This is a genomic window from Nostoc sp. CHAB 5836 (assembly GCF_020829445.1).
Taxonomy (GTDB): Bacteria; Cyanobacteriota; Cyanobacteriia; order Cyanobacteriales; family Nostocaceae; genus Nostoc.
Genome location: NZ_JAIVFV010000054.1, coordinates 20,479 through 40,172, shown reverse-complemented (window position 1 = coordinate 40,172; position 19,694 = coordinate 20,479). Strand labels below are relative to the sequence as shown.

The window sequence follows — 19,694 nt, the reverse complement described above, 5'->3', positions numbered from 1 at the left end:
CTAGTTAGTAATCACAATGTAACTACAACAAAGAATAAATATCCTCATGGGGACAGCAATTAGAACCCGTATTGTTAAAATCGGGAACTCTCAAGGTATTCGCATTCCTAAACTTCTGCTGGAGCAAAGTGGTATTGGTGAAGAGGTAGAAATTGAAATTCAAGATTGTCATCTAATTATCCGTGCTGCTTCTCAATCGCGTCAGGGGTGGGAAGAAGCATTTGAAAAAATGGCGAAGCAACATGATGATGCACTCCTTGATGATGCCGTAACTACAGAGTGGGAGCATATAGAATGGGAGTGGTAGTCAATCGATTTGATGTGTTTTTAGTTAACCTCGACCCAACGGTTGGTAGTGAGATTCAGAAGACAAGACCCTGTGTAGTAATTTCACCAGATGAGATGAACAAACATATTGCCACGGTTATTGTTGTTCCGATGACAACTAAAGGACACTCTTATCCGACTCGTGTTGTTTGTCAGTTTCAGGGCAAGGATGGGCAAATCGTTCTAGATCAAATTCGTACAGTTGACAAAACTCGATTAGTCAAAAAGCTAGGTCAAATTGACTCTGATGAACAAAAAGCAGTTTTAGATACCTTAGCTGAAATTTTTGCTGAATAATGTGCCTAACAATAGCATACACCGGATGGTTATAAGATTCCAACCGCAATGGTTATACCAATTCTCTATAGAATACGAATTATATAAGTAAGTTGGTGTGAAAAAATCAAAGTATGTTACGAAACGTGAATAGCCTTAAAATCTTTACTAATGACCAATACTTCGACTTCGCTCAGTACAAGTGACAAAGGACAAATACTTCGACTTACTTCGACTACGCTCAGTACAAGTCGCTCAGTACAAGTGACAGCATTAGGTAGTTAGCTTTAATTGCGCCGACCTACTTAACATCTTTGCTTATCTTCAACATCTGATTTCCACCAGGTTGTAGTTCATATTCAACCTTTTCAATATCTATTTTATAACCCCTTGAAGTGTAATATCTAACTATTTCATCTAAATGTTGTGAATGTTTCCACATTAAAGTTATCAGGGGAAATATTCGGACTTCTTTAGCAATACGCAACATCTCACCTACTGAATTGAAGTGAAAATCGTAATCGAGATGGTCGGAATATAGAAATAATAAATGTGAACAAAGAGCTATATCAAATTCTTGATTATCATTAGCCAATTTCGGCAATTCTCCGACTATGTATCTGTTACTCTTTTTGCCAGTTTCATAATCAGACAGAAACTCTTGAATAACTTGAACTCGATTGTTTCGCAAATCGTCTGGGGATTTATGATAGCTCCATACCCAATCATTTGATGTAGCTTTGACTTGGTTAATGATATTATCTACTACTTCATTGAATCTTTGCAATATTTCATCACCGGAAAATTGGTACAGTGGATCAACAGAAACGACACTTTTACCCTCACGTGTCATTTCTGCATTAAAGCTTGCTGGCCCATCCCCAATGCCAATGATTCTTTTATTTAAATCTGCATTTGTTAAATTGAATATTTTTATATATTCATCCATTGACCTCCCAAAAGGAACTATTTTATCTAGAACCATTGCCATAGAATTTACCTCGTCAATATACTGATTACACCAGATAATAGTAAACTTAAAATTTTTTATCCACTGCTAGACGGCAATCATTCAGAAGCAGGTCAAGTTCTTTTACAACTGTCAAGGGATTTCTACCTCTAAATACAGCAGCTAACGCAGCTTCATAAGGATTTCTTCCTGTTCTCTTGACAGCATTTATTGCAGCTTGATTTGATAATCCTCGGACACTAACTAGCCATGCCGCTAACACGTGCCCAGTACGTCCAATCCCACCAGAGCAGTGTACAACCACTTTCTCATTTTGTTTATCTGCTTCTATTAAGAAAGGAAGTATTTTCTGTGTGAGGGTTTCTAAATCAGATAAATAAAAATCTGCAATTGGTGCCCAACAAACTAGCTGATTCCCAAATTCCTGTTTGTATATGCTTAGAAGATCAGAGTAAGAAGCTAGCTGTTGTTCAGCAAGAAGACAGCAAACACGCTTGATATTTTGGCGTTTCATAAATTCTATCCAATCCTGAACATTCTCGTCACTGTATCCAGGTCGTGCAGCACCAAAGACTATTTGCTCTTTCTCGTAAGCTGGGGCAAACTTGTACATACTTAACTGTCTAGAGTCGAGGTTGGTAAATCTCACTAAGAGGACGTTTGAAAAGTATTTCACTGTGATTTTAGGCACTTGTTGATCCCCCCTAACCCCCCTTAAAAAGGGGGGAACCGGAATCAAAGTCCCCCTTTTTAAGGGGGATTTAGGGGGATCTAGAACGTTTTGATACCTACAAGAGGACTTTTCAAACAACCTCTAAGACTAGAAAATGGCGAACGCAGTCTAAAAATCCCTTTACACCCCATACCAGGTACAGCCGCTATACCAAAAACCTCATACAATGCCTACGTAAGTATACTCCAGTGTCTTGCTCTAGGCTGACACTACGCCCTGAAAAGGCTTAAGAGAATCATGCTAAATCGAATGGTAATAATAAATTTTTTCAATAAATTTTATATTTTTGTGAATTTTCTTCCTGACTATACTACCTCTAATGCTTATTTTTAGGACTTTTGCAGCTTATTTAGCTAGCTCTAGTTTTTATCTTGACTAATCAATGAGGTTAAGAGAAACTAACTAAAGACTGATGTGTGTGCTTATAATATTGATAAGTTTTGTAAAGATTCTGAGATATATATGTTGAAAGATGGAACATTAGTTAACAAATGGCAAGTTTGTATCTAAGTAAAAATGTTCCTACGGCTATATTTGTAGCCTTCTGCTAAGGCAGTACAATCTAAGCGTACTTATCCTAGTTGGCCAAAAGAATGGAGACATTAGAGTTCATAATTTATCCAGACGGTCGGGTACAAGAAAAAGTCACCGGTATTGTGGGTGCGTCTTGTGCTGAGGTTACAGCAGCAATAGAGGCACAGCTAGGGCAAGTACTTAATCATGAGGCAACCTCAGAATATTTCGCCGCTAAGGTGCAGCAATCTAATGTGGCGAATACACACACCACTTACAGCGATTGGTAAGTTTTCACAGTAGTTTAGTGTTATTAATTCACAACCACCATGTCACACTTTAGCCAAATTAAGACTCAAATTCGTAACCTTGATTCTTTGAAAGATGCTTTAACTGAATTGGGCGTAGACTGGAAGCCCGGCCCACGTGAAGTCCGTGGCTATCGCGGTCAAACCCATCCTGCGGAAGTTAGTATTGAGCAGGAAAATGGCTATGACATCGGTTTTAGATGGAATGGCAAGGAATATGAACTGGTGGCTGACTTGCAATATTGGCAGCAAGATTTGTCTGTCGATGGGTTTTTGCGCCAGGTAACACAGCGCTATGCTTATCAAACAGTTGTGAAAGAAACCGCCCGTGTTGGTTTTCAAGTCTCTGAACAACAAAAAAATGAAGATGGTTCAATTCGCCTGGTAGTACAGCGCTGGAGTGCGTAATGGCTGATTTTCTGCCGTCGCTAGAAGAACAAGAAGACAACCGTTCCGGTTTGGAACCAGAATTAGGGGGTTTTTTACGGGATGCCCCAGGACGTTCTGGTTTGGAACCGGAATTGGGTGGTATGCTGCGCCAAAATGGTGTTTATGTTGACGAAATCACCTGTATTGGCTGCAAGCATTGCGCTCACGTTGCGCGTAACACCTTTTATATTGAACCAGATTACGGGCGATCGCGCGTGGTTCGGCAAGATGGGGACGCTGAGGAAATTATCCAAGAAGCAATTGACACTTGTCCGGTTGATTGCATTCACTGGGTTGATTACACTGAACTGAAAAAGTTAGAGGAAGAACGCAAATATCAGGTAATTCCTATAGTGGGTTATCCGGTAGAACACGCAGTTGCTGCTAGCGAAAGTCGGCGTAAAAAGCAAAAGTTAAAGACCAAAAAATCCCGTTATTAAGATAAAAAAGTTAAATAAATATAACAAAGGACTGGATACACCAGTCCTTTCGTTTTTTGTCATATAGTTAATTTCTGATGTCTAAATTACATCAAGTAGAAAAAAGTAGTATTGTTTGATATTCCGGAAATGGCTTTTTGGTAAAGCTTTTTAATCCACAATTGCCATGACTGCTTTTATTTTAAATTTAGAGGATCGTGTTGTGAAAGCAATTTTTCGACTTTCGCCTCATCTAACCTAGCGGTTAATCTTCTAGTCTCATGCAAGTCTCTAGTAGTTTTCGCCAAAGTAAAAGTTGAGCCAACAGAAAAAGCTAAACCCATACCCATAAAGCCTTTCACCCAGCTATCAACCGGTAAGTTTACAATGCCGAAGGTGGTCATAGAAATAGAAAGTATAAAAGCTGCCCAAGTTTGAATAATCCAAGCAGCACTGTCTTTTTGAGAGCCAATTGTTTGCATATTCCCTACCTTTGCTCTGGATAATTTATACCAATTCTTTGTGAAGTTGCATAGAATTTGACCCCACACGCCAGATGCTCTGATTGTATTAAGTGGTAGGTTTACTAGTATCAATAGTCAGACCAGTTTGGTAACCGGACTCCAAAAGGCAAACTCAAGAGCAATTGGAGTACGTAGAAACTGGCACAATATTTGTACCAGTTTTACAAGTGGCATCAAAAGGATTAGTTTACTTATTCATCTGGAAAAGTCTGTACCTTGCCATCAGGACTGAGAACAACTCGAATTCTGACATTTTGTCCGCGTTTATTGGGGGAAACAAAAGGTTTACCAACTTCAGGCATCCCAGCGTTATCAACAAATTCTCTTGCTGCCTTATTGAGGGGAAAGATTCGTTCAATTGTGCCGTCAACACTGACTATCAAACTGTACTCTAATATTTGTCCCAGTCCAGTAGGTGGTTGCCAACGCTTTGTTAGGTATTCTCTAGCTTCTGCTACTTGAGGTGTGTCAAATAATGTGCCTGTAGCTACTTCTGTGGATGTAGGGGCTTTGCGTGGGTCGCCTAATTGATCGATAAATGGATTATTAGCAGCAGTTCCAGAGGAGGGAAGTTGTGAAGCAGGTTTTTCTCCAGGAGAAGGAGGCTGTAGAGAATTAATTCTTTCCTCTAGCTGTTGTGAGTTTAGTGGGCTGGGTTGGGCAAGGGTATTGCCACCATTATTACTGGGTATGGGGTCAAGAGACGGGGGGGAAACTGGTGAGATATTGGATGATAAGCTACCTGTAGTAGGAGATAGCCTAGATGGCAAATTCCGCCGTTGAGGGAGAGTACCAGCTTGGGGACTTGACCCTGTAGGGTTCTGTCCCAGATTAGGTAATATAGCAATTTCCTGGCCTGGGATTTTGCTGGATGGTGCGTTAGCGTTCTCAAAGCGTCTCGCCGTTGGCGTTCGCGTAGCGGCCTCTCCTAGTGAAGGCATGGCTCGATTACTAGGAAGGGTTGCAGTTGTGCCCTGAGGTATTGTCAGTGCATTTAGAGGTGGGGGTGTAGAGAAACTGGAATTAGGGACTGTTAAAGGTGCTTGGGGTAAAGTGGATGTGGCTAGTGGAGGGGTGGAACCTAGCAAATTATCTGATGGAGTGGTTAGCCCAGGTTCAGGTGTGGGAAAGTTTAGGGGCGGTGAAGGTTCTAAAGCAGTCTTTACTGCTGCTGGATCTGCTGTTTTGGCTGTCTGCTGTTGCTTTTCTCTAATGTTGTTAGCATATTGCCAAGTAACTGGTAAAAAACCTACACTTAATACTAATACTGCGGCAATAGGCGCCCAAGCAGGGAACCTCACAGTTGAACTCGTGCTGTTGAGAGTTGGGAGTGCCATGACATCAGTTGAGTATTCATCTAAAGCACTTGCTAAATCAAATAGTTGCAGCAGACTGAGTTGAATTACGGGGCCAGATGAGTGGTTGGCAAGAGAACCGAGAAATAACTTGTGAGTTAAATAGCTGCTTGGTTCTAAGTGGATATTTGCCCTGGGAATCTGGGTATTAAAGGCATTTAATGTTTTTGTTGAGGACTTTAATTCCGGCTCATCCAGTGCTGTGCTTGAATCTTGGATACGGGAGAAACCGACCCAAAAGCTTTCTGGAGACTGTTGAAGGAATTGCTGTACGTAGCTGGTGACAGCATCACATAAAGCTTCGAGTTGTTCGCGATCGCCCCGAATTGGAACTCTCTGTTCTTCTGGTAGTCGGGGATCATCAAAACGTAGCTCAAAGCTCAGGTGTTTCAGGACAGTTTTCCCCATCCAACGCGACAGAGGTGAGCTTTGCGCGAATACTTCTAGGGTGCAAGTCGGGGGTGTATAGCGACGAATAACAGAATTTGATAGAGGCATGACAAAAACTGCGAGGGAGACTATTGGGGATTTTGCAAAAAGTTAAGCCAGTTGCTTGCAAACAAAAGTTGATCCAGTGGATTCCTCCACTCAGAACTTTGTCAGGTTCTTTCCGTTATGCAATCTGGTGTGCAAACAGGAAGCAGTGCTGATAGTGTATCGCCCAAGAGCTAACGACCATCAAAAGGGAATCCTTACCTAACAAACTTTTGAAAGCGAATTTTGGTTGAGGAATTTCAAATCTAAAATTTAAAATTTTGTCGAACGGTCTATAAGTGTTAGCCAGAGACGGCGATGGCCACCAGCAGCACTGTAAAAAAGTAAATCTACAAGCAGTTTTAGTGCCAGGTTCGTTAGTAAATCCGTTGAGATTTGCTCGTCCTCTTCCATCCGTTCTTGGTAGGTGTTGCAAAAAGCATCAATATAATCTCCAAGTAAAGCAGCCTGGTGAGGTTCCCGGTTATTTTCTGCCATTTGTTCTAACAGGCCGACAGCGCGGCGAATCAATTCTTGGTGCTGTTTGGCTAGGTAGCAGATGATCAAAACAAGCGATCGCGCTTCTTCGATATCTAGCTTTTTACGCCCTCCTTGACCTTTGCGTAGGGGATTTGATTGGCGCAGTCGCCATAAAGCTACGCGGTCTGGCACTCTTGACTCTAAATTCAGATCAGTTGCCGCCGAAAGCATAGCCTCTGAGCCAATCCCAGTTAAGGTTTCTAGCGCCAACAGCACCAAGTCTAATTGGGTTTTGATATTGTCCCATTGAACTGTGTTTGGGGCTGGAAGCTTGATTAAATCCTCCCACTGGGAATTTGGGGTGGCTGAGTTGGTGGCCGAGTGCATAACTTTTAGCATAGGTGATCAAGCTGATAGGGGATGTTGCTGTTACCCATTTTGAAACCAGACTCTAAAGCATTAAGCTTGGTTTCCCATCGCTATGGGCCAGAGGCTTGAGTTAGCTTTGTTTTTTGGTAAACAGCATATATCTTTGTCCTACTCTAGATGAAAATTTATTTTCGACAAAGTAGAAAAGTATCAATTTTAGTTAAGGTTTACTCGACTTTCGCTGCAAGTTCCGTACAAAAGTATAAATAAACTATTGTTTTGAATGTTAATCGGTAATTATCGCTAAGTAATTATGTAGAATAGCTCCCAATACGGTTCACAAAAGGGCTGAAACTCTTTTTTTACGAACCACAGAGGCGCAGAGAACACAGAGAGAAAGAGGCTGCAAAGTTAGGCTTGGTCATTCGTCGTATTTTCATTCACCATTAGAGGATGTTTGAAAAGTTCTCTTCTCGGTAACAAAACGTTGTTGATCCCCCTAAATCCACGCCACTTGCTTCACTTGGGGAGACCCCATCGCCCTTGGCGTCTCCCCTTGGGAGAAGACCGCAGTGGCTCCCCTTAAAAAAGGGGGGCTTTGATTCCGGTTCCCCCCTTTTTTAAGGGGGGTTAGGGGGGATCAACGAGTGCCTAAAATCACAGTCAAATACTTTTCAAACATCCTCTTAGAGCTATTTCTGAGAATTTCAACTAAATTGTGTTACTAATTTGCTGTCTTATCCACGCACGAAATGCTTTGATTGTCGCATTTCTGCCATTGGTTTTACTCTGCATGAAATATTCGGGAATCACTTGGTTTATTGGGAGATTGGGGAAAATAGAACTAGTATTTGATTCTATATATTTACCATTGAACAGCACGTTTATTTCCAACTTGCTTCCATTCCATCGCCACAGTTCTGGTACTCTCAAAGCTTGATAATTATTAAAACGAGTACGGGAGGTAATATCAATTTCAATAGCCAAATCTGGAGGCGGGTCAGTTTCTAAATTGATTCTATCTTTGCCCCTGATTCTCGCTTCGTTTTGGATATAGAAACAATCATCGGGTTCTACCCCAGCATCCATACTTTCTTTATCAAAAGTCGTAGACCCCAAACTCCAAAATTCCAAATCAAGTTCTTCTAATAAAGCTTTTACCAAATCCCCAATAATAACTTTGGCTACTTCATGCTCTGGCAATGGAGCCATTATTTCTAGCACCCCTCGACTGTAACCTATCCGCGAACTGCGATCGCTCCCCAATTCTGCTAAAATGCCTTTGTATGCCGACCATGAGACATCTTTAATCAACAACTGATGACCGGCTCTAACAATTAGTTGATTGAGTTCAAGTAACATAGCAAATTTCCTGCTCTTTATTTTATGTGAGCAACGGTGACACCGGTGCCGCCATCTGCTTGTTCTGCTGGTTCGTAGTTTTTCACTCTGGGATGCTGTTGCAAAAAGGCGTGAACTCCTTGTCGCAGTTTACCAGTGCCGTACCCGTGAATAATCCACACTGGGCTTGTAGCTTCCGAGATGGCTTTATCTAAAATGTATTCGGCATCAGCTACCCGTTTACCACGTAAATCGATGGTATTTTGGGAAGTCCGAATTTCTGGGACATTTTGCGGTGGCGGGGCTACTGCTGCTGGGGCTGCTTTGGGTTTGATAATTGGTTCGGCTTTTTGACCATCTAGGGATTCTACGTCTTCTAACTTCACAGTCATCTTCATCAGCCCAAAGCGAACGCTTAACTCGCCATCTTCATCGGGCGCGGTGATGACGTCGGCTGTCTGTCCCAATTTGGGAACACGGAGGCGATCGCCTACTTTCGGCATAAACCCAAGTTTTGGTTTTGCTGGCGTTGCTGGCTGATATTGCTGACCAATCTGATTTAAAGCATTGGTAGCTTGCTGGGCCTCTTGGGCTGTGGGCGTACCTTGCTGCAAGCGGCGGATAACTTGAGCAATTTCACTTTTGGCTTGAGCGATCGCTTGTTGCACTGCGACTTCCTGTGAAGCCCGTAAACTGCTCTCCCTCTCCTCCAAACTTGCGGCTTTTGCGGATACTTCTTTGTATAAACGTTCCGCTTGCTGTAACAAACTTTGGGCTTCCGCAGCTTTGGTTTCCTGGCGGCGGCGTTGCGCTTCTAACCCAGCAATTACCTGGTTAACTTCGTCCGTGGCCTCTCCCACTTGGGTTTTTGCCTGTTGTACCACTTCCGGTTTTAATCCCAAGCGCAGAGCAATAGTTAAGGCGTTAGAACGTCCGGGGATGCCCCACAACAGACGGTAAGTCGGTGATAGAGTACTTTCGTCAAATTCTACAGAAGCATTTTCAAACCGATCGTCTTCGTATTTTAGGGCTTTGAGTTCGCCGAAGTGAGTAGTGGCGATCGTTAACTGGGAATGGCTAGCGAGATATTGCAACAAAGCGATCGCTAAAGCACTACCTTCAACTGGATCAGTCCCCGCGCCGACTTCATCAAGTAAAACGAGAGAATTGGGCATAGGGCACTTGTACTGAGCGTTCGCGTAGCGTCTCCAAGAGTTGCCCAAGTATGGCGCATTGCAATCCCCCTCATCCCCCTCATCCCCCTCATCCCCCTCATCTCCCCCACTCCCCAATGCTTCCAAAATCCGACTAATCCGGCGGATGTGCCCAGAGAATGTGGATAAACTCTGCTGTAAGGATTGTTCATCGCCAATATCTGCCAGCACTTGATCAAACCAAGGTATTTCTACTGGTTCACGGGCGGGGACAAATAAACCCACTTTGGCCATCAATGCTGCTAACCCCAAGGTTTTTAAGGTTACAGTTTTACCGCCCGTATTGGGCCCAGTAATGGTTACTACCCGAATTTGCGGACTGATCAGCAAATCTACAGGAACTACTGGTTGTCCTTGTTCGTGCTGTTCCTGCCACACTAATAAAGGATGTCGTAAGTTCCGCAAGGTGATGATTTCCCTGTCTTCTCGCTGAATAAATCGTGGGGGGTTCGCTCCTAGCCAGTAACTATATCGTGATCTAGCGGTTGCCAGATCCAAAGTGGTAGCGATCGCTAACAATCTCTCTAAATCTGGTTTGACTGCGGCGATTTGTTCGGTCAAAATGCGGCGAACCGCTTCTTCTTCGGCTTGCTCTCTCCTAATTATCTGCCGCAGTTGGTTGCCTAGAGGTACTACTGAATTCGGTTCTACGTACAGGGTAGCACCACTGGTAGAGGTATCGTGGACAATACCGGGGATGGCATCTTTTTGCGGTGCTTTTACGGGGATGACAAAGCGATCGCTCCGTTGGGTGATTAGCTGTTCCTGAACTGCGCCAGATTTTGCCTGTAAGATATTTTGCAGTTTTTGGGTAATTTGGCTGCGTAGTCGTCGCAAATCTGTGCGAATTTCTCCCAGTTTTTGACTTGCGCGGTCAGTTACCTGGGCCCGTTCATCAATACAACGGTGAATTTCCTGTTCTAGTTCTGGATAAGTCCGCAAATCGGCAACCAAATCAGTTAGTATCGGCAAATCTTCCTGATTGTCAATAACACGGCGCAAATTTCTAGCACCAGCCAGGGTGGTGGCGATCGCTAACAGTTCTTCCCCTGCCAAAACTCCACTGCGTTCTGCTCGTTCTAAGGAATCGCCTATATCTTGAATTCCCTCAAATGACAGTCCTGTAGTGAGGCGAGTTTCCAGTTGGTAGACTTCTTTGGTTTGCTCTAACAACTGTTCGCTTTGGCTCTGAGAATCGGGTATTTTCAGATGACGCGCAGCTGTCGCCCCCAGCTTAGTTGCCGCGAAGGTGGCAAGGTGTTCGCAGAGGCGATACCATTCTAATAATTCTAAGGTTTCAGATTGGATCAAGGTTTCAACATCTAATCTGAAATTATCCTAACAATTATAGTTGCTAGATGGCTAAATCCTAAAGGAGAAAATTTGGCTTTAGGGACTTCCCAATCAAAAAACAGATGAAAAACGCCACAAAAACCTATTAAGCAGCAACTATAGCGGTTCTCAGTTGAGTCCAATATAGACCAATACGGTTCACAAAAGGGCTGAAACTCTTTTTTTACGAACCACAGAGGCGCAGAGAACACAGAGAGAAGAGAGAAGAGAGAAGAGAGAAGGAGGAAATGCTTAACCCAAGTGTATTGCAATATAGACCTAACCCCCAGCCCCTTCCCTACAAGGGAAGGGGAGTAAGATTCAAAGCCTCTCTCCTTTTAGCAGAGAGGAATGGAAGTGAGGTAAAACTATATTAGACATCTGGTGAAATTAAATATGCGTTACCCAGAACCCTTGTAGAGACGTAGTACTGCTACGTCAAAAAAATTCTTTTTCACTCCTATGTCTATTGGATACAAATGAAAATTGCTATATTTCTTGCACCAGAACGTAAGGCTGAACGATGAGAGTATTAAATCGCTTAGTGCGATTGCCATTCCATTCTCCCACCTGTACTATCGTGGGTTTGGCAATCAATTGTTTATCAACCCATTTTTCCACTAATGCAATGTTATCACTGGCGATCGCTACTCCAACATCCACCAAGCTTAACTCAGGTGGTATCAAAATTACTGCATCTCGTTGCACATGAGGAATGAGCCACTCCCACTCTGCTTCATCCAAAATTTCTGTTAATTCCGCTCTTAAATCCGACATTATTCCCGAATGTTTATTTTTAGCTGGCTCTTTTCACATTATTAACTAAAAGGTACTTCATGACAAACGACCAATGACCAATGACCAATGACCAATGACAAACGACCAATGACCAATAACCAATGACAAACGACCAATGACAAATGACAAATGACAAATGACCAATGACCAATAACAAATAACAAATAACTAAACTTCAGATTTCATTTCATCAATTTCAAATAAAGATACAATTACTCCAGCGATGGGAATAGATATAAAAACTCCTAGTAAACCTGCGACTTTAGCACCTACTAGCAAAGCAAAAAACACCACTACAGGATTAAGATTCAGCGCACCTTGCATAATTCGGGGCGCAATCAAGTTGTCTTGTACTTGCTGGAGGATAATGCAAGCTATTAATACTTTTAATGCTAACCAAACACCTTGAGACAGCACAAATAAAGTCACTGTGCTTACTCCTAATGTTGCTCCTATGCCAGGAATGATATCAAGAATTCCAACTATTATTGATAATATCAAAGCAAAAGGTACATTTAATATTAAGAAAACTATGAAAGTCGTACTTGTGAGAAATACACTTAACAATAGCTGACCCCTAAAAAATCCTAAAAACGACTTTCTGATAATATTTGTAAATCTATTGCGGCGCTGTTTTGGTACTATTTTTAAAATGAAATTCCACAATTTGTCTCCATCTAGTAACATGAAAAAAGCCACAACTGCAATCAACACAAAAGTTACAAAGTTGGTCATAAACCCTTGTAAAATAGCTAAACTAGTAACAAGGCTTGATACAGCTTGATTCCGTAATTGTTCTTCAATAAAACTTAAATCTATTTGCAAATTACGTTTTTTTAAAAATCCTTCTAACCCTTCTAATAAAGGTATTAAAGAATTTAAAAATGCAGTAATACTATCAATTAATTGTTGTCCTTGCGATAAAACCGTTAAGCTCACAGTAATTATCACACCGCCTATAATCACAATACTGATCAAGAAAACGACACCAACAGCTACACCGTGGGGCAAAAAACGCCGCAGCCCTTGTACAGGATAACTGAGCAAAAAAGCTAAAATTGCCGCAAATGTAAAAATCACAATGACCGCTTCAAAGTAAGCTAAAAGTTGTACTATTGCCCAGCCAGAAGCAACTAAAAGCAAAAAGCGGACTAGCGCCAGATTATTTAATCGTTCCCAAAAATTCTTGGCTTCCAAGCCGCTCATAATAATTCGTAATTCGTAATTCGTAATTCGTAATTAAGACATGAACTTAATAGCGATCGCTACCTCCCTAAAGCATATATCTCTAGTTTGTCTAATTACCGACCTAAATCATGCATTTCGTTAATTACTGTGGTACATTTTTGGGTCAACGCCTCCAATTCCTCTTTATTAGTGGAACTGGGAACATCGATCAAGTTACCAATTCTCACGGTAATGGGAACTGCGCGAGGTAAGGATGAGCCTTTGTGTAAAATCCCTTCAGTACCCCAGACACTCACCGGCAATATTGGGGCTTTTGCTTTCGCCGCCAGCAGCAATGCGCCTCTTTTGGGGTCTGTAATTCGACCATCTGGGGTGCGAGTACCTTGCAAGAATACACCCACAGCCCAACCTTTATCGAGATATTGTAGGGCGGAACGGATGGCATTGCGATCGCTATTTCCCCGACTCACTGGATAAGCACCATACAATTTAATCGCTTGCGCCAAAATGGGGATTTTAAATAACTCTTCCTTAGCCATGTACGCCACTGGACGACGCACACAATTAGAGACAATCGGCGGGTCAAAGTAACTAGCGTGATTACTTACTACCAGTAGCGGCCCTGATTGGGGGACATTTTCCGTACCATGAATCTGACCCCGAAAGTAAGTGTGAAGCATGGGGCTGACGACTGACCATTTAAAGGCGTGATAAAGAGCCAGACTGATAAACGGTTCGCGGTTTTTGTCCACAGAAGATAATACAAATCAAACTGAATTTAGCATAAGCGATCGCCAGTCCCACAGCAAAGGCAGAAAAAGCTGTGGAGATTATAGCGCAATACACTTGGGTTAAGCATTTCCTCCTTCTCTTTCTCTCTTCTCTCTGTGTTCTCTGCGCCTCTGTGGTTCGTAAAAAAAAAGAGTTTCAGCCTTAAGTGAACCGTATTGGGCTATAATTGCTTCGCCCATTGGGGAATACTAAATCCATAAAATATGAGGATTTAGCATTATGGTTAGCACTACACTCAGTATTCCCGGATATCGCATCAGTGAAGAACTCTACAATGGTTCGAGAACGATGGTTTATCGAGGGCATCGAGAAACTGACTCATTGCCTGTAGTGATTAAACTACTAAAAAATCCTTATCCGAGTTTTAGCGAACTCTTGTCGTTTCGCAATCAGTATACCATCGCTAAAAATCTTAACTCACCTCTAATCATTCAAACCTACAGCCTGGAACTATACCAAAATGGCTATGGGTTGGTAATGGAAGATTTTGGAGGGATTTCTCTTAAAGATTATTTCACCTCGGTAGAGACGCGATATATCGCATCTCTACAAGAGTTTTTAGAAATAGCGATCGCGCTATGCAACACCTTAGATATACTCTACCACTCGCGCATTATTCATAAAGATATCAAACCCGCCAATATTTTAATTAATCCCGAAACCAAACAAATTAAATTAATTGACTTTAGTATTGCATCTTTACTGCCACGAGAAACTCAAACTTTAATCAGTCCCAATGTGTTAGAAGGAACACTTGCTTATATTTCCCCAGAACAAACGGGAAGAATGAATCGGGGAATTGACTATCGCACAGACTTTTATTCTTTGGGTGTAACTTTTTACGAATTACTGACTGAAAAATTACCGTTTCAGTCAGAAGATGCGATGGAGTTGGTACATTGTCATATTGCCAAAACAGCCCCTTTTGTAGATGAAATTAATTCTGCAATTCCATCTGTATTCTCAGAAATTATTAGCAAACTGATGGCGAAAAATCCTGAAGACCGCTATCATAGCGCCTTGGGACTGAAGTATGACTTAAAAAAGTGTTTGGTTCAACTGAAGGAAACAGGTACAATTGAGAGTTTCCCAATTGCACAACAAGATGTTTGCGATCGCTTCATTATCTCTGATAAATTATATGGACGAGAAACCGAAGTAAAAACCCTCCTCGAAGCATTTGAGCGCGTCAGTACGGGAAAAACCGAAATGATGCTAGTTGCTGGTTTTTCTGGAATTGGCAAAACTGTTGTAGTTAACGAAGTCCACAAACCGATTGTTCGTCAACGCGGTTATTTTATTAAAGGGAAATTTGACCAATTTAATCGCAATATTCCCTTTTCTGCTTTTGTTCAAGCCTTCCGGGATTTGATGGGGCAACTGTTGAGTGAAAACGATATTAATTTGCAGCAGTGGCATGATAAAATTATCACAGCTTTGGGTGAAAATGCCCAAGTTATTACGGAGGTTATCCCAGAATTAGAACGAATTATTGGTTCTCAGCCGCCGGCTGTGGAACTATCTGGGATGGCGGCTCAAAACCGCTTCAATGTGCTATTTCAAAAATTTATTCAAGTATTTACCACACCAGAACATCCCTTAGTGATGTTTTTGGATGACTTGCAGTGGGCAGATTCGGCATCACTGAAGCTGATGCAGCTACTCATGGATGAATCGGAAAGGGGCTACCTGTTGCTACTTGGGGCATACCGAGATCATGAGGTCTTCCCGGCACATCCTTTCATGTTGACATTAGATGAGATCGCCAATTCCGGAGCCGTCGTTAACAATATTATCCTCAGTCCACTGTGTCAAGTAAGTGTGAATCAGTTGTTAGCAGATACCCTCAATTGTCAACTGGAACTAACACAACCATTAACGCAACTGGTGTATGAAAAAACCAAAGGGAATCCCTTCTTCACGACCCAGTTTCTCAAGGCATTGCATCAGGATAATTATATTCAATTTAATTTTCCAATTGGGCATTGGCAATGTGATATTGCCCAAGTCAAGCAACTGGCGCTGACAGATGATGTGGTGGAGTTTATGGCACAACAGTTGCAGAAATTAACAGCAGCAACTCAGGAGGTTTTAAAACTGGCGGCTTGTATTGGTAATCAGTTTGATTTACATACCTTGGCAATTGTTTATCAACAATCTCAAGCCGAAACCGCCGCCGCATTGTGGAAAGCATTACAGGAAGGCTTGATTTTACCGCAAAGTGAAGTTTATAAGTTTTATGTAGGTCAAGAAAATCAAACCAGTAATCAGGAAATTGCTCATTCCGTAGCATATAAATTTCTGCACGATCGCGTCCAACAAGCCGCTTACTCACTGATTCCTGAAGATCACAAACAGACAACCCATGTCCAAATCGGTCGCCTGTTGTGGCAAAATACCCCGCAAATTGAACTAGAAGATCGGATTTTTGCGATCGCTAATCAGCTAAATATTGGGCTTGAACATTTCCATCAACCTCAAGAACGCCATGAGATCGCCAAGTTAAATCTCATGGCTGGGAAAAAAGCAAAAGCCTCAACTGCATACAGTTCTGCACTCAATTATCTCAAAACAGGTATCCAGTTACTACCATTCAACCCTTGGGAATCTGACTACAATCTGACCTTAAACTTATATAGCGAAGCAACCGAAGCCAGTTATCTGTGCGGCGAAATGGAGGCAATGGAAAATTTTGCCCAGGAAATTTTACAACAGGTAAAAGCTGTAACTGATACAGCCAAAGTCTATGAAATAAAAATTGAAGCTTACACAATTCAAGGAAAATTCTTAGCTGCGATCGATACAGCTATGGAATTTTTGCAGCCGATTGGTATTGAGTTTCCCCAAGAACCAACATCTGAGGATTTTGTTCTCGCTTTGCAAGAGACTCAAGCTACCTTGAATGGCAAAACAGTTGCTGAATTGGTTGATTTACCAGAGATGCAGAATTTGGAACTATGTGCAGCCTTGGGTGTTTTAGTTAAAGTAACTACTCCTGCTTATCTAACAAAACCTGAACTCCATCGGTTGGTGGTGCTGAAGGAAGTTGCTCTTTCTGTAAAATATGGAAATACTTCTAACTCTGCCTTCGTTTACTCCGTGTATGGACTCATGCTTTGTGGTCAGCCAGACACGATCTCAACAGGTTATGAATTTGGTAATTTAGCATTGCAACTGCTGTCAAAGTTTCCAGATCAGGGATATGAAGCAGTAGTCCTCGTTGTCGTTCATCATTTTATCACCCACTGGAAAGAGTCTCTAACAGCAACCCTCAAGCCATTACTACAAGCCTATACTAGTGGGTTAGATAGCGGGGATTTGGCCTATGCTGGTTATGCTGTCTACACTTATGGCTTGCACGCTTACATCGCCGGTCAAGAATTAACCAAACTAGCTAATGAATTAGCGATTTATGGGACAGCGCTGGAAAAAATTAACCAAAAAACCGCACTCAATTACAACAATATTTACCACCAAGTGGTCTTGAATTTAATTGAGCCAAAAACCACTCCTTGGGAATTAGTTGGCGCAGCCTACGATGAAAGATCAATGCTGGCGTTACATGAACAAACTAATGATGGCACTGGTTTATGGCTTTTATTTGTCAACAAATTGATGCTTTGTTATCTGTTTCAAGCACTGGATTTGGCAGTGGAATATGCTCTCAAAGCTAAACAATATTCTGCTTCAGGATATGCTACGGTGAATATCCCAGTGCTTAACCTTTATGATTCGCTGCTGCAACTAGCTTTGTTTCCGACATCTTCACCCACAGAACAACAGCAGATTTTACAGCAGGTAGCAGAAAATCAGGATACCATGCAACAGTGGGCAAACTATGCACCCATGAATCATCTGCATCGATTCCAGTTGGTGGAGGCAGAAAAGTGTCGCGTTTTAGCAGAAAAAACAGCAGCAATGGAATTTTACGACCTTGCCATTGCTGGGGCAAAAGAAAATGGCTACATCCAAGAAGCAGCACTTAGCAATGAACTGGCTGCCAAATTTTACCTTGACTGGGGAAAAGACAAAGTTGCCCAAGTCTATATGCAAGAAGCTTACTACTGCTATGCCCGTTGGGGAGCCAAAACCAAAATAGAAGACTTAGAACAACACTATCCAGAACTGCTGCGGGTGATTCTGCAACAAAAAAACCTTAAACTTAATCTGCGAGAAACACTGAGCAAGAGTGTGACATCTACTGCCTCTATTCATTCCTCAACCCAGATGTCAAGTTCCCCCAGCAGCAATTCGTTGCTGGATTTTGGATCTGTCTTAAAAGCCTCTCAAGCAATCTCTACGGCAATTCAGTTAGATGAGCTAATCCAGAGGCTAACTCAGATTATCCTCGAAAATGCTGGTGCTGATCGGTGTGCGTTAATTCTTTTTCAAAATGGGTCATGGCAAGTGCGGGCGATCGCTACCTTAGAAGGTATGATGTTGCAAACAGCACCTTTAGATAATCATCCTGGGATTCCAGTCAAACTGATCCAGTATGTGAAAAATACTCTAGAAACAGTTGTAATTGATCAGCTCAAAACCCATCTGCCTAATGTGATTGGGGAATATATGCGCCAGCATCAACCCAAGAGTGCGCTGTGTATGCCAATTCGGAATCAGGGGAAGTTACTGGGGATTTTGTATTTAGAGAATCAGGTGACAACGAGTGCATTTGTCGGCGATCGCTTAGACATATTAGAATTATTAACCACCCAAGCAGCGATTTCTCTAGAAAATGCCCTATTTTACAATACTCTAGAACAAAAAGTAAACCAGCGCACCCAAGAACTTCATCACAAAAATCAGCAATTGTCCCATACTCTCCAGGAATTACAACAAACTCAAGCTCAATTAATTCACGCTGAAAAAATGTCGAGTTTAGGGCAAATGGTTGCTGGAATTGCCCATGAAATTAATAACCCAATCAGCTTTATTTACGGTAATATTACGTACCTAAAAGAGCATTTTCAGGACTTGCTAAATGGGATTAATCTCTATCAACAGCAATGTCCACAACCTAGTACCAAAATTCAAGCTTATCTCAATGAAAGAGATTTAGATTATGTGATCAAAGACGTACCAAATCTGCTGGATTCAATAGAACAGGGTAGTCAACGCATTCAGCATATTGTCTTATCTCTGCGGAATTTTGCCCGACTTGATGAAGCAGATATCAAAGCTGTAAATATTCATGAGGGTCTGGAGAATACGCTGTTAATTCTGCAACACCGACTCAGTAAAATTGAAATTATCAAAGACTATGCTGACCTTCCGCGAGTGAGTTGTCACGCCAAACAAATCAATCAGGTAATTATGAATATCTTGAATAATGCCATTGATGCCTTAAATGAAGTCCAAAGAAAAACTCGTACCATTACAATTCGTACCGAACTAAGCAATTCTCTAACTAATAGTGTGAGCATTCGCATTGCCGATAATGGTACTGGAATTTCTGAGGAAATCCAAAAACGAGTATTTGACCCCTTCTTCACCACAAAAGCTGTGGGTAAAGGAACGGGATTAGGATTAGCAGTAGCCTACTCCATTATCTCAACTCATGGTGGACAAATTAACTTCGTTTCTAAATTAGGACAAGGGACGGAATTTGAGATTATCCTACCTGTCGAAGGATGAAGGTGGGGAGGTTTTAACAGTGAACAGTTATCTATTTATCTCGCAAGTTTTTGTCGTAAGCGTTCAGGTGTCAGGCGTTGGTGGCGCTTCTTTATGGGAGCATCTCACCTTTGCAAATATACGTGGCGATTAGAAATCGCGGCTATATAGACAAAACCCACCGACCTGGGTTTCAAATTCTTTGAGTTTGCGTAGGCGGACGAAAGTTTGTGTAGCCG

At 42.0% G+C, this 19,694-nt stretch carries 17 protein-coding genes; 6 read left to right on the top strand and 11 right to left on the bottom strand.

Going from position 1 to position 19,694, the window contains the following annotated elements; translation table 11 throughout:
• Positions 1 to 46: 46 nt before the first annotated feature.
• Together LC605_RS13275 and LC605_RS13270 are read left to right on the top strand one after the other, a co-directional pair.
• A complete protein-coding gene (locus LC605_RS13275; RefSeq protein WP_229548001.1) occupies positions 47 to 307 on the top strand; it encodes an AbrB/MazE/SpoVT family DNA-binding domain-containing protein in 261 nt (86 codons plus the stop codon).
• A complete protein-coding gene (locus LC605_RS13270) occupies positions 295 to 624 on the top strand; it encodes a type II toxin-antitoxin system PemK/MazF family toxin (RefSeq protein ID WP_229548000.1) in 330 nt (109 codons plus the stop codon). Before LC605_RS13275 ends, LC605_RS13270 begins: the two co-directional genes overlap by 13 nt.
• Before the next feature lie 280 nt (positions 625 to 904).
• Here LC605_RS13270 and LC605_RS13265 read toward each other — a convergent pair whose 3' ends face one another.
• Both LC605_RS13265 and LC605_RS13260 read right to left on the bottom strand, forming a co-directional pair.
• Positions 905 to 1,594, bottom strand: coding sequence for an SAM-dependent methyltransferase (locus LC605_RS13265; protein WP_229547999.1), 690 nt, complete (start codon positions 1,592 to 1,594; stop codon positions 905 to 907).
• Positions 1,595 to 1,640: 46 nt separating this feature from the next.
• Entirely contained in the window at positions 1,641 to 2,186 is a 546-nt protein-coding gene (locus LC605_RS13260; protein WP_229548003.1) for a dual specificity protein phosphatase family protein, read from the bottom strand.
• A 713-nt stretch (positions 2,187 to 2,899) separates the two neighbouring features.
• Between LC605_RS13260 and LC605_RS13255 the strand changes: the two genes are divergently transcribed.
• From LC605_RS13255 to LC605_RS13245, 3 genes are read left to right on the top strand one after another with little or no spacing between them, the layout of a single operon-like run.
• Positions 2,900 to 3,109: a DUF2997 domain-containing protein gene (locus LC605_RS13255; protein ID WP_229547998.1), complete on the top strand. Its 210-nt coding sequence runs from the start codon at positions 2,900 to 2,902 to the stop codon at positions 3,107 to 3,109.
• Between the two features lie 39 nt (positions 3,110 to 3,148).
• The gene (locus tag LC605_RS13250; protein ID WP_012406942.1) at positions 3,149 to 3,535 is read left to right on the top strand and encodes a DUF1257 domain-containing protein; all 387 of its coding nucleotides are present in this window, start codon (positions 3,149 to 3,151) and stop codon (positions 3,533 to 3,535) included.
• Positions 3,535 to 3,996 carry a ferredoxin gene (locus tag LC605_RS13245; protein WP_229547997.1) on the top strand — a complete coding sequence of 154 codons (462 nt, stop codon included), beginning with the start codon at positions 3,535 to 3,537 and terminating at the stop codon, positions 3,994 to 3,996. Before LC605_RS13250 ends, LC605_RS13245 begins: the two co-directional genes overlap by 1 nt.
• A gap of 176 nt (positions 3,997 to 4,172) precedes the next feature.
• Here the strand turns inward: LC605_RS13245 and LC605_RS13240 are convergent, their stop codons facing one another.
• The 9 genes from LC605_RS13240 to LC605_RS13200 all read right to left on the bottom strand — a co-directional run bounded on the left by LC605_RS13240 (position 4,173) and on the right by LC605_RS13200 (position 13,802).
• Entirely contained in the window at positions 4,173 to 4,457 is a 285-nt protein-coding gene (locus LC605_RS13240) for a YiaA/YiaB family inner membrane protein (RefSeq protein ID WP_229547996.1), read from the bottom strand.
• Between the two features lie 233 nt (positions 4,458 to 4,690).
• Positions 4,691 to 6,352: a DUF4335 domain-containing protein gene (locus LC605_RS13235; protein WP_229547995.1), complete on the bottom strand. Its 1,662-nt coding sequence runs from the start codon at positions 6,350 to 6,352 to the stop codon at positions 4,691 to 4,693.
• A 249-nt stretch (positions 6,353 to 6,601) separates the two neighbouring features.
• Positions 6,602 to 7,207: a DUF3038 domain-containing protein gene (locus LC605_RS13230; protein ID WP_229547994.1), complete on the bottom strand. Its 606-nt coding sequence runs from the start codon at positions 7,205 to 7,207 to the stop codon at positions 6,602 to 6,604.
• 681 nt (positions 7,208 to 7,888) lie between these two features.
• Entirely contained in the window at positions 7,889 to 8,539 is a 651-nt protein-coding gene (locus tag LC605_RS13225; RefSeq protein WP_229547993.1) for a Uma2 family endonuclease, read from the bottom strand.
• A 17-nt stretch (positions 8,540 to 8,556) separates the two neighbouring features.
• Positions 8,557 to 11,043, bottom strand: coding sequence for an endonuclease MutS2 (locus tag LC605_RS13220; RefSeq protein WP_229547992.1), 2,487 nt, complete (start codon positions 11,041 to 11,043; stop codon positions 8,557 to 8,559).
• A gap of 510 nt (positions 11,044 to 11,553) precedes the next feature.
• Positions 11,554 to 11,841, bottom strand: coding sequence for a DUF2288 domain-containing protein (locus tag LC605_RS13215; protein ID WP_229547991.1), 288 nt, complete (start codon positions 11,839 to 11,841; stop codon positions 11,554 to 11,556).
• A 41-nt stretch (positions 11,842 to 11,882) separates the two neighbouring features.
• Complete coding sequence (locus tag LC605_RS13210; protein ID WP_229547990.1) at positions 11,883 to 12,026, bottom strand: hypothetical protein; 144 nt, start codon at positions 12,024 to 12,026, stop codon at positions 11,883 to 11,885.
• 4 nt (positions 12,027 to 12,030) lie between these two features.
• Positions 12,031 to 13,068, bottom strand: coding sequence for an AI-2E family transporter (locus tag LC605_RS13205; protein ID WP_229547989.1), 1,038 nt, complete (start codon positions 13,066 to 13,068; stop codon positions 12,031 to 12,033).
• Positions 13,069 to 13,163: 95 nt separating this feature from the next.
• Positions 13,164 to 13,802, bottom strand: a complete 639-nt coding sequence (locus LC605_RS13200) for a 1-acyl-sn-glycerol-3-phosphate acyltransferase (RefSeq protein ID WP_229547988.1) — start codon at positions 13,800 to 13,802, stop codon at positions 13,164 to 13,166.
• 259 nt (positions 13,803 to 14,061) lie between these two features.
• Between LC605_RS13200 and LC605_RS13195 the strand changes: the two genes are divergently transcribed.
• Positions 14,062 to 19,476, top strand: coding sequence for an ATP-binding sensor histidine kinase (locus tag LC605_RS13195; protein ID WP_229547987.1), 5,415 nt, complete (start codon positions 14,062 to 14,064; stop codon positions 19,474 to 19,476).
• The last annotated feature ends 218 nt before the right edge of the window (positions 19,477 to 19,694 follow it).

What these genes read in the sequence shown, in the direction of transcription:
- LC605_RS13275 (WP_229548001.1), top strand. Translation starts at nt 47, where the DNA reads ATGGGGACAGCAATTAGAACCCGTATTGTTAAAATCGGGAACTCTCAA.
- LC605_RS13270 (WP_229548000.1), top strand. Translation starts at nt 295, where the DNA reads ATGGGAGTGGTAGTCAATCGATTTGATGTGTTTTTAGTTAACCTCGAC.
- LC605_RS13265 (WP_229547999.1), bottom strand. Translation starts at nt 1,594, where the DNA reads ATGGCAATGGTTCTAGATAAAATAGTTCCTTTTGGGAGGTCAATGGAT.
- LC605_RS13260 (WP_229548003.1), bottom strand. Translation starts at nt 2,186, where the DNA reads ATGTACAAGTTTGCCCCAGCTTACGAGAAAGAGCAAATAGTCTTTGGT.
- LC605_RS13255 (WP_229547998.1), top strand. Translation starts at nt 2,900, where the DNA reads ATGGAGACATTAGAGTTCATAATTTATCCAGACGGTCGGGTACAAGAA.
- LC605_RS13250 (WP_012406942.1), top strand. Translation starts at nt 3,149, where the DNA reads ATGTCACACTTTAGCCAAATTAAGACTCAAATTCGTAACCTTGATTCT.
- LC605_RS13245 (WP_229547997.1), top strand. Translation starts at nt 3,535, where the DNA reads ATGGCTGATTTTCTGCCGTCGCTAGAAGAACAAGAAGACAACCGTTCC.
- LC605_RS13240 (WP_229547996.1), bottom strand. Translation starts at nt 4,457, where the DNA reads ATGCAAACAATTGGCTCTCAAAAAGACAGTGCTGCTTGGATTATTCAA.
- LC605_RS13235 (WP_229547995.1), bottom strand. Translation starts at nt 6,352, where the DNA reads ATGCCTCTATCAAATTCTGTTATTCGTCGCTATACACCCCCGACTTGC.
- LC605_RS13230 (WP_229547994.1), bottom strand. Translation starts at nt 7,207, where the DNA reads ATGCTAAAAGTTATGCACTCGGCCACCAACTCAGCCACCCCAAATTCC.
- LC605_RS13225 (WP_229547993.1), bottom strand. Translation starts at nt 8,539, where the DNA reads ATGTTACTTGAACTCAATCAACTAATTGTTAGAGCCGGTCATCAGTTG.
- LC605_RS13215 (WP_229547991.1), bottom strand. Translation starts at nt 11,841, where the DNA reads ATGTCGGATTTAAGAGCGGAATTAACAGAAATTTTGGATGAAGCAGAG.
- LC605_RS13205 (WP_229547989.1), bottom strand. Translation starts at nt 13,068, where the DNA reads ATGAGCGGCTTGGAAGCCAAGAATTTTTGGGAACGATTAAATAATCTG.
- LC605_RS13195 (WP_229547987.1), top strand. Translation starts at nt 14,062, where the DNA reads ATGGTTAGCACTACACTCAGTATTCCCGGATATCGCATCAGTGAAGAA.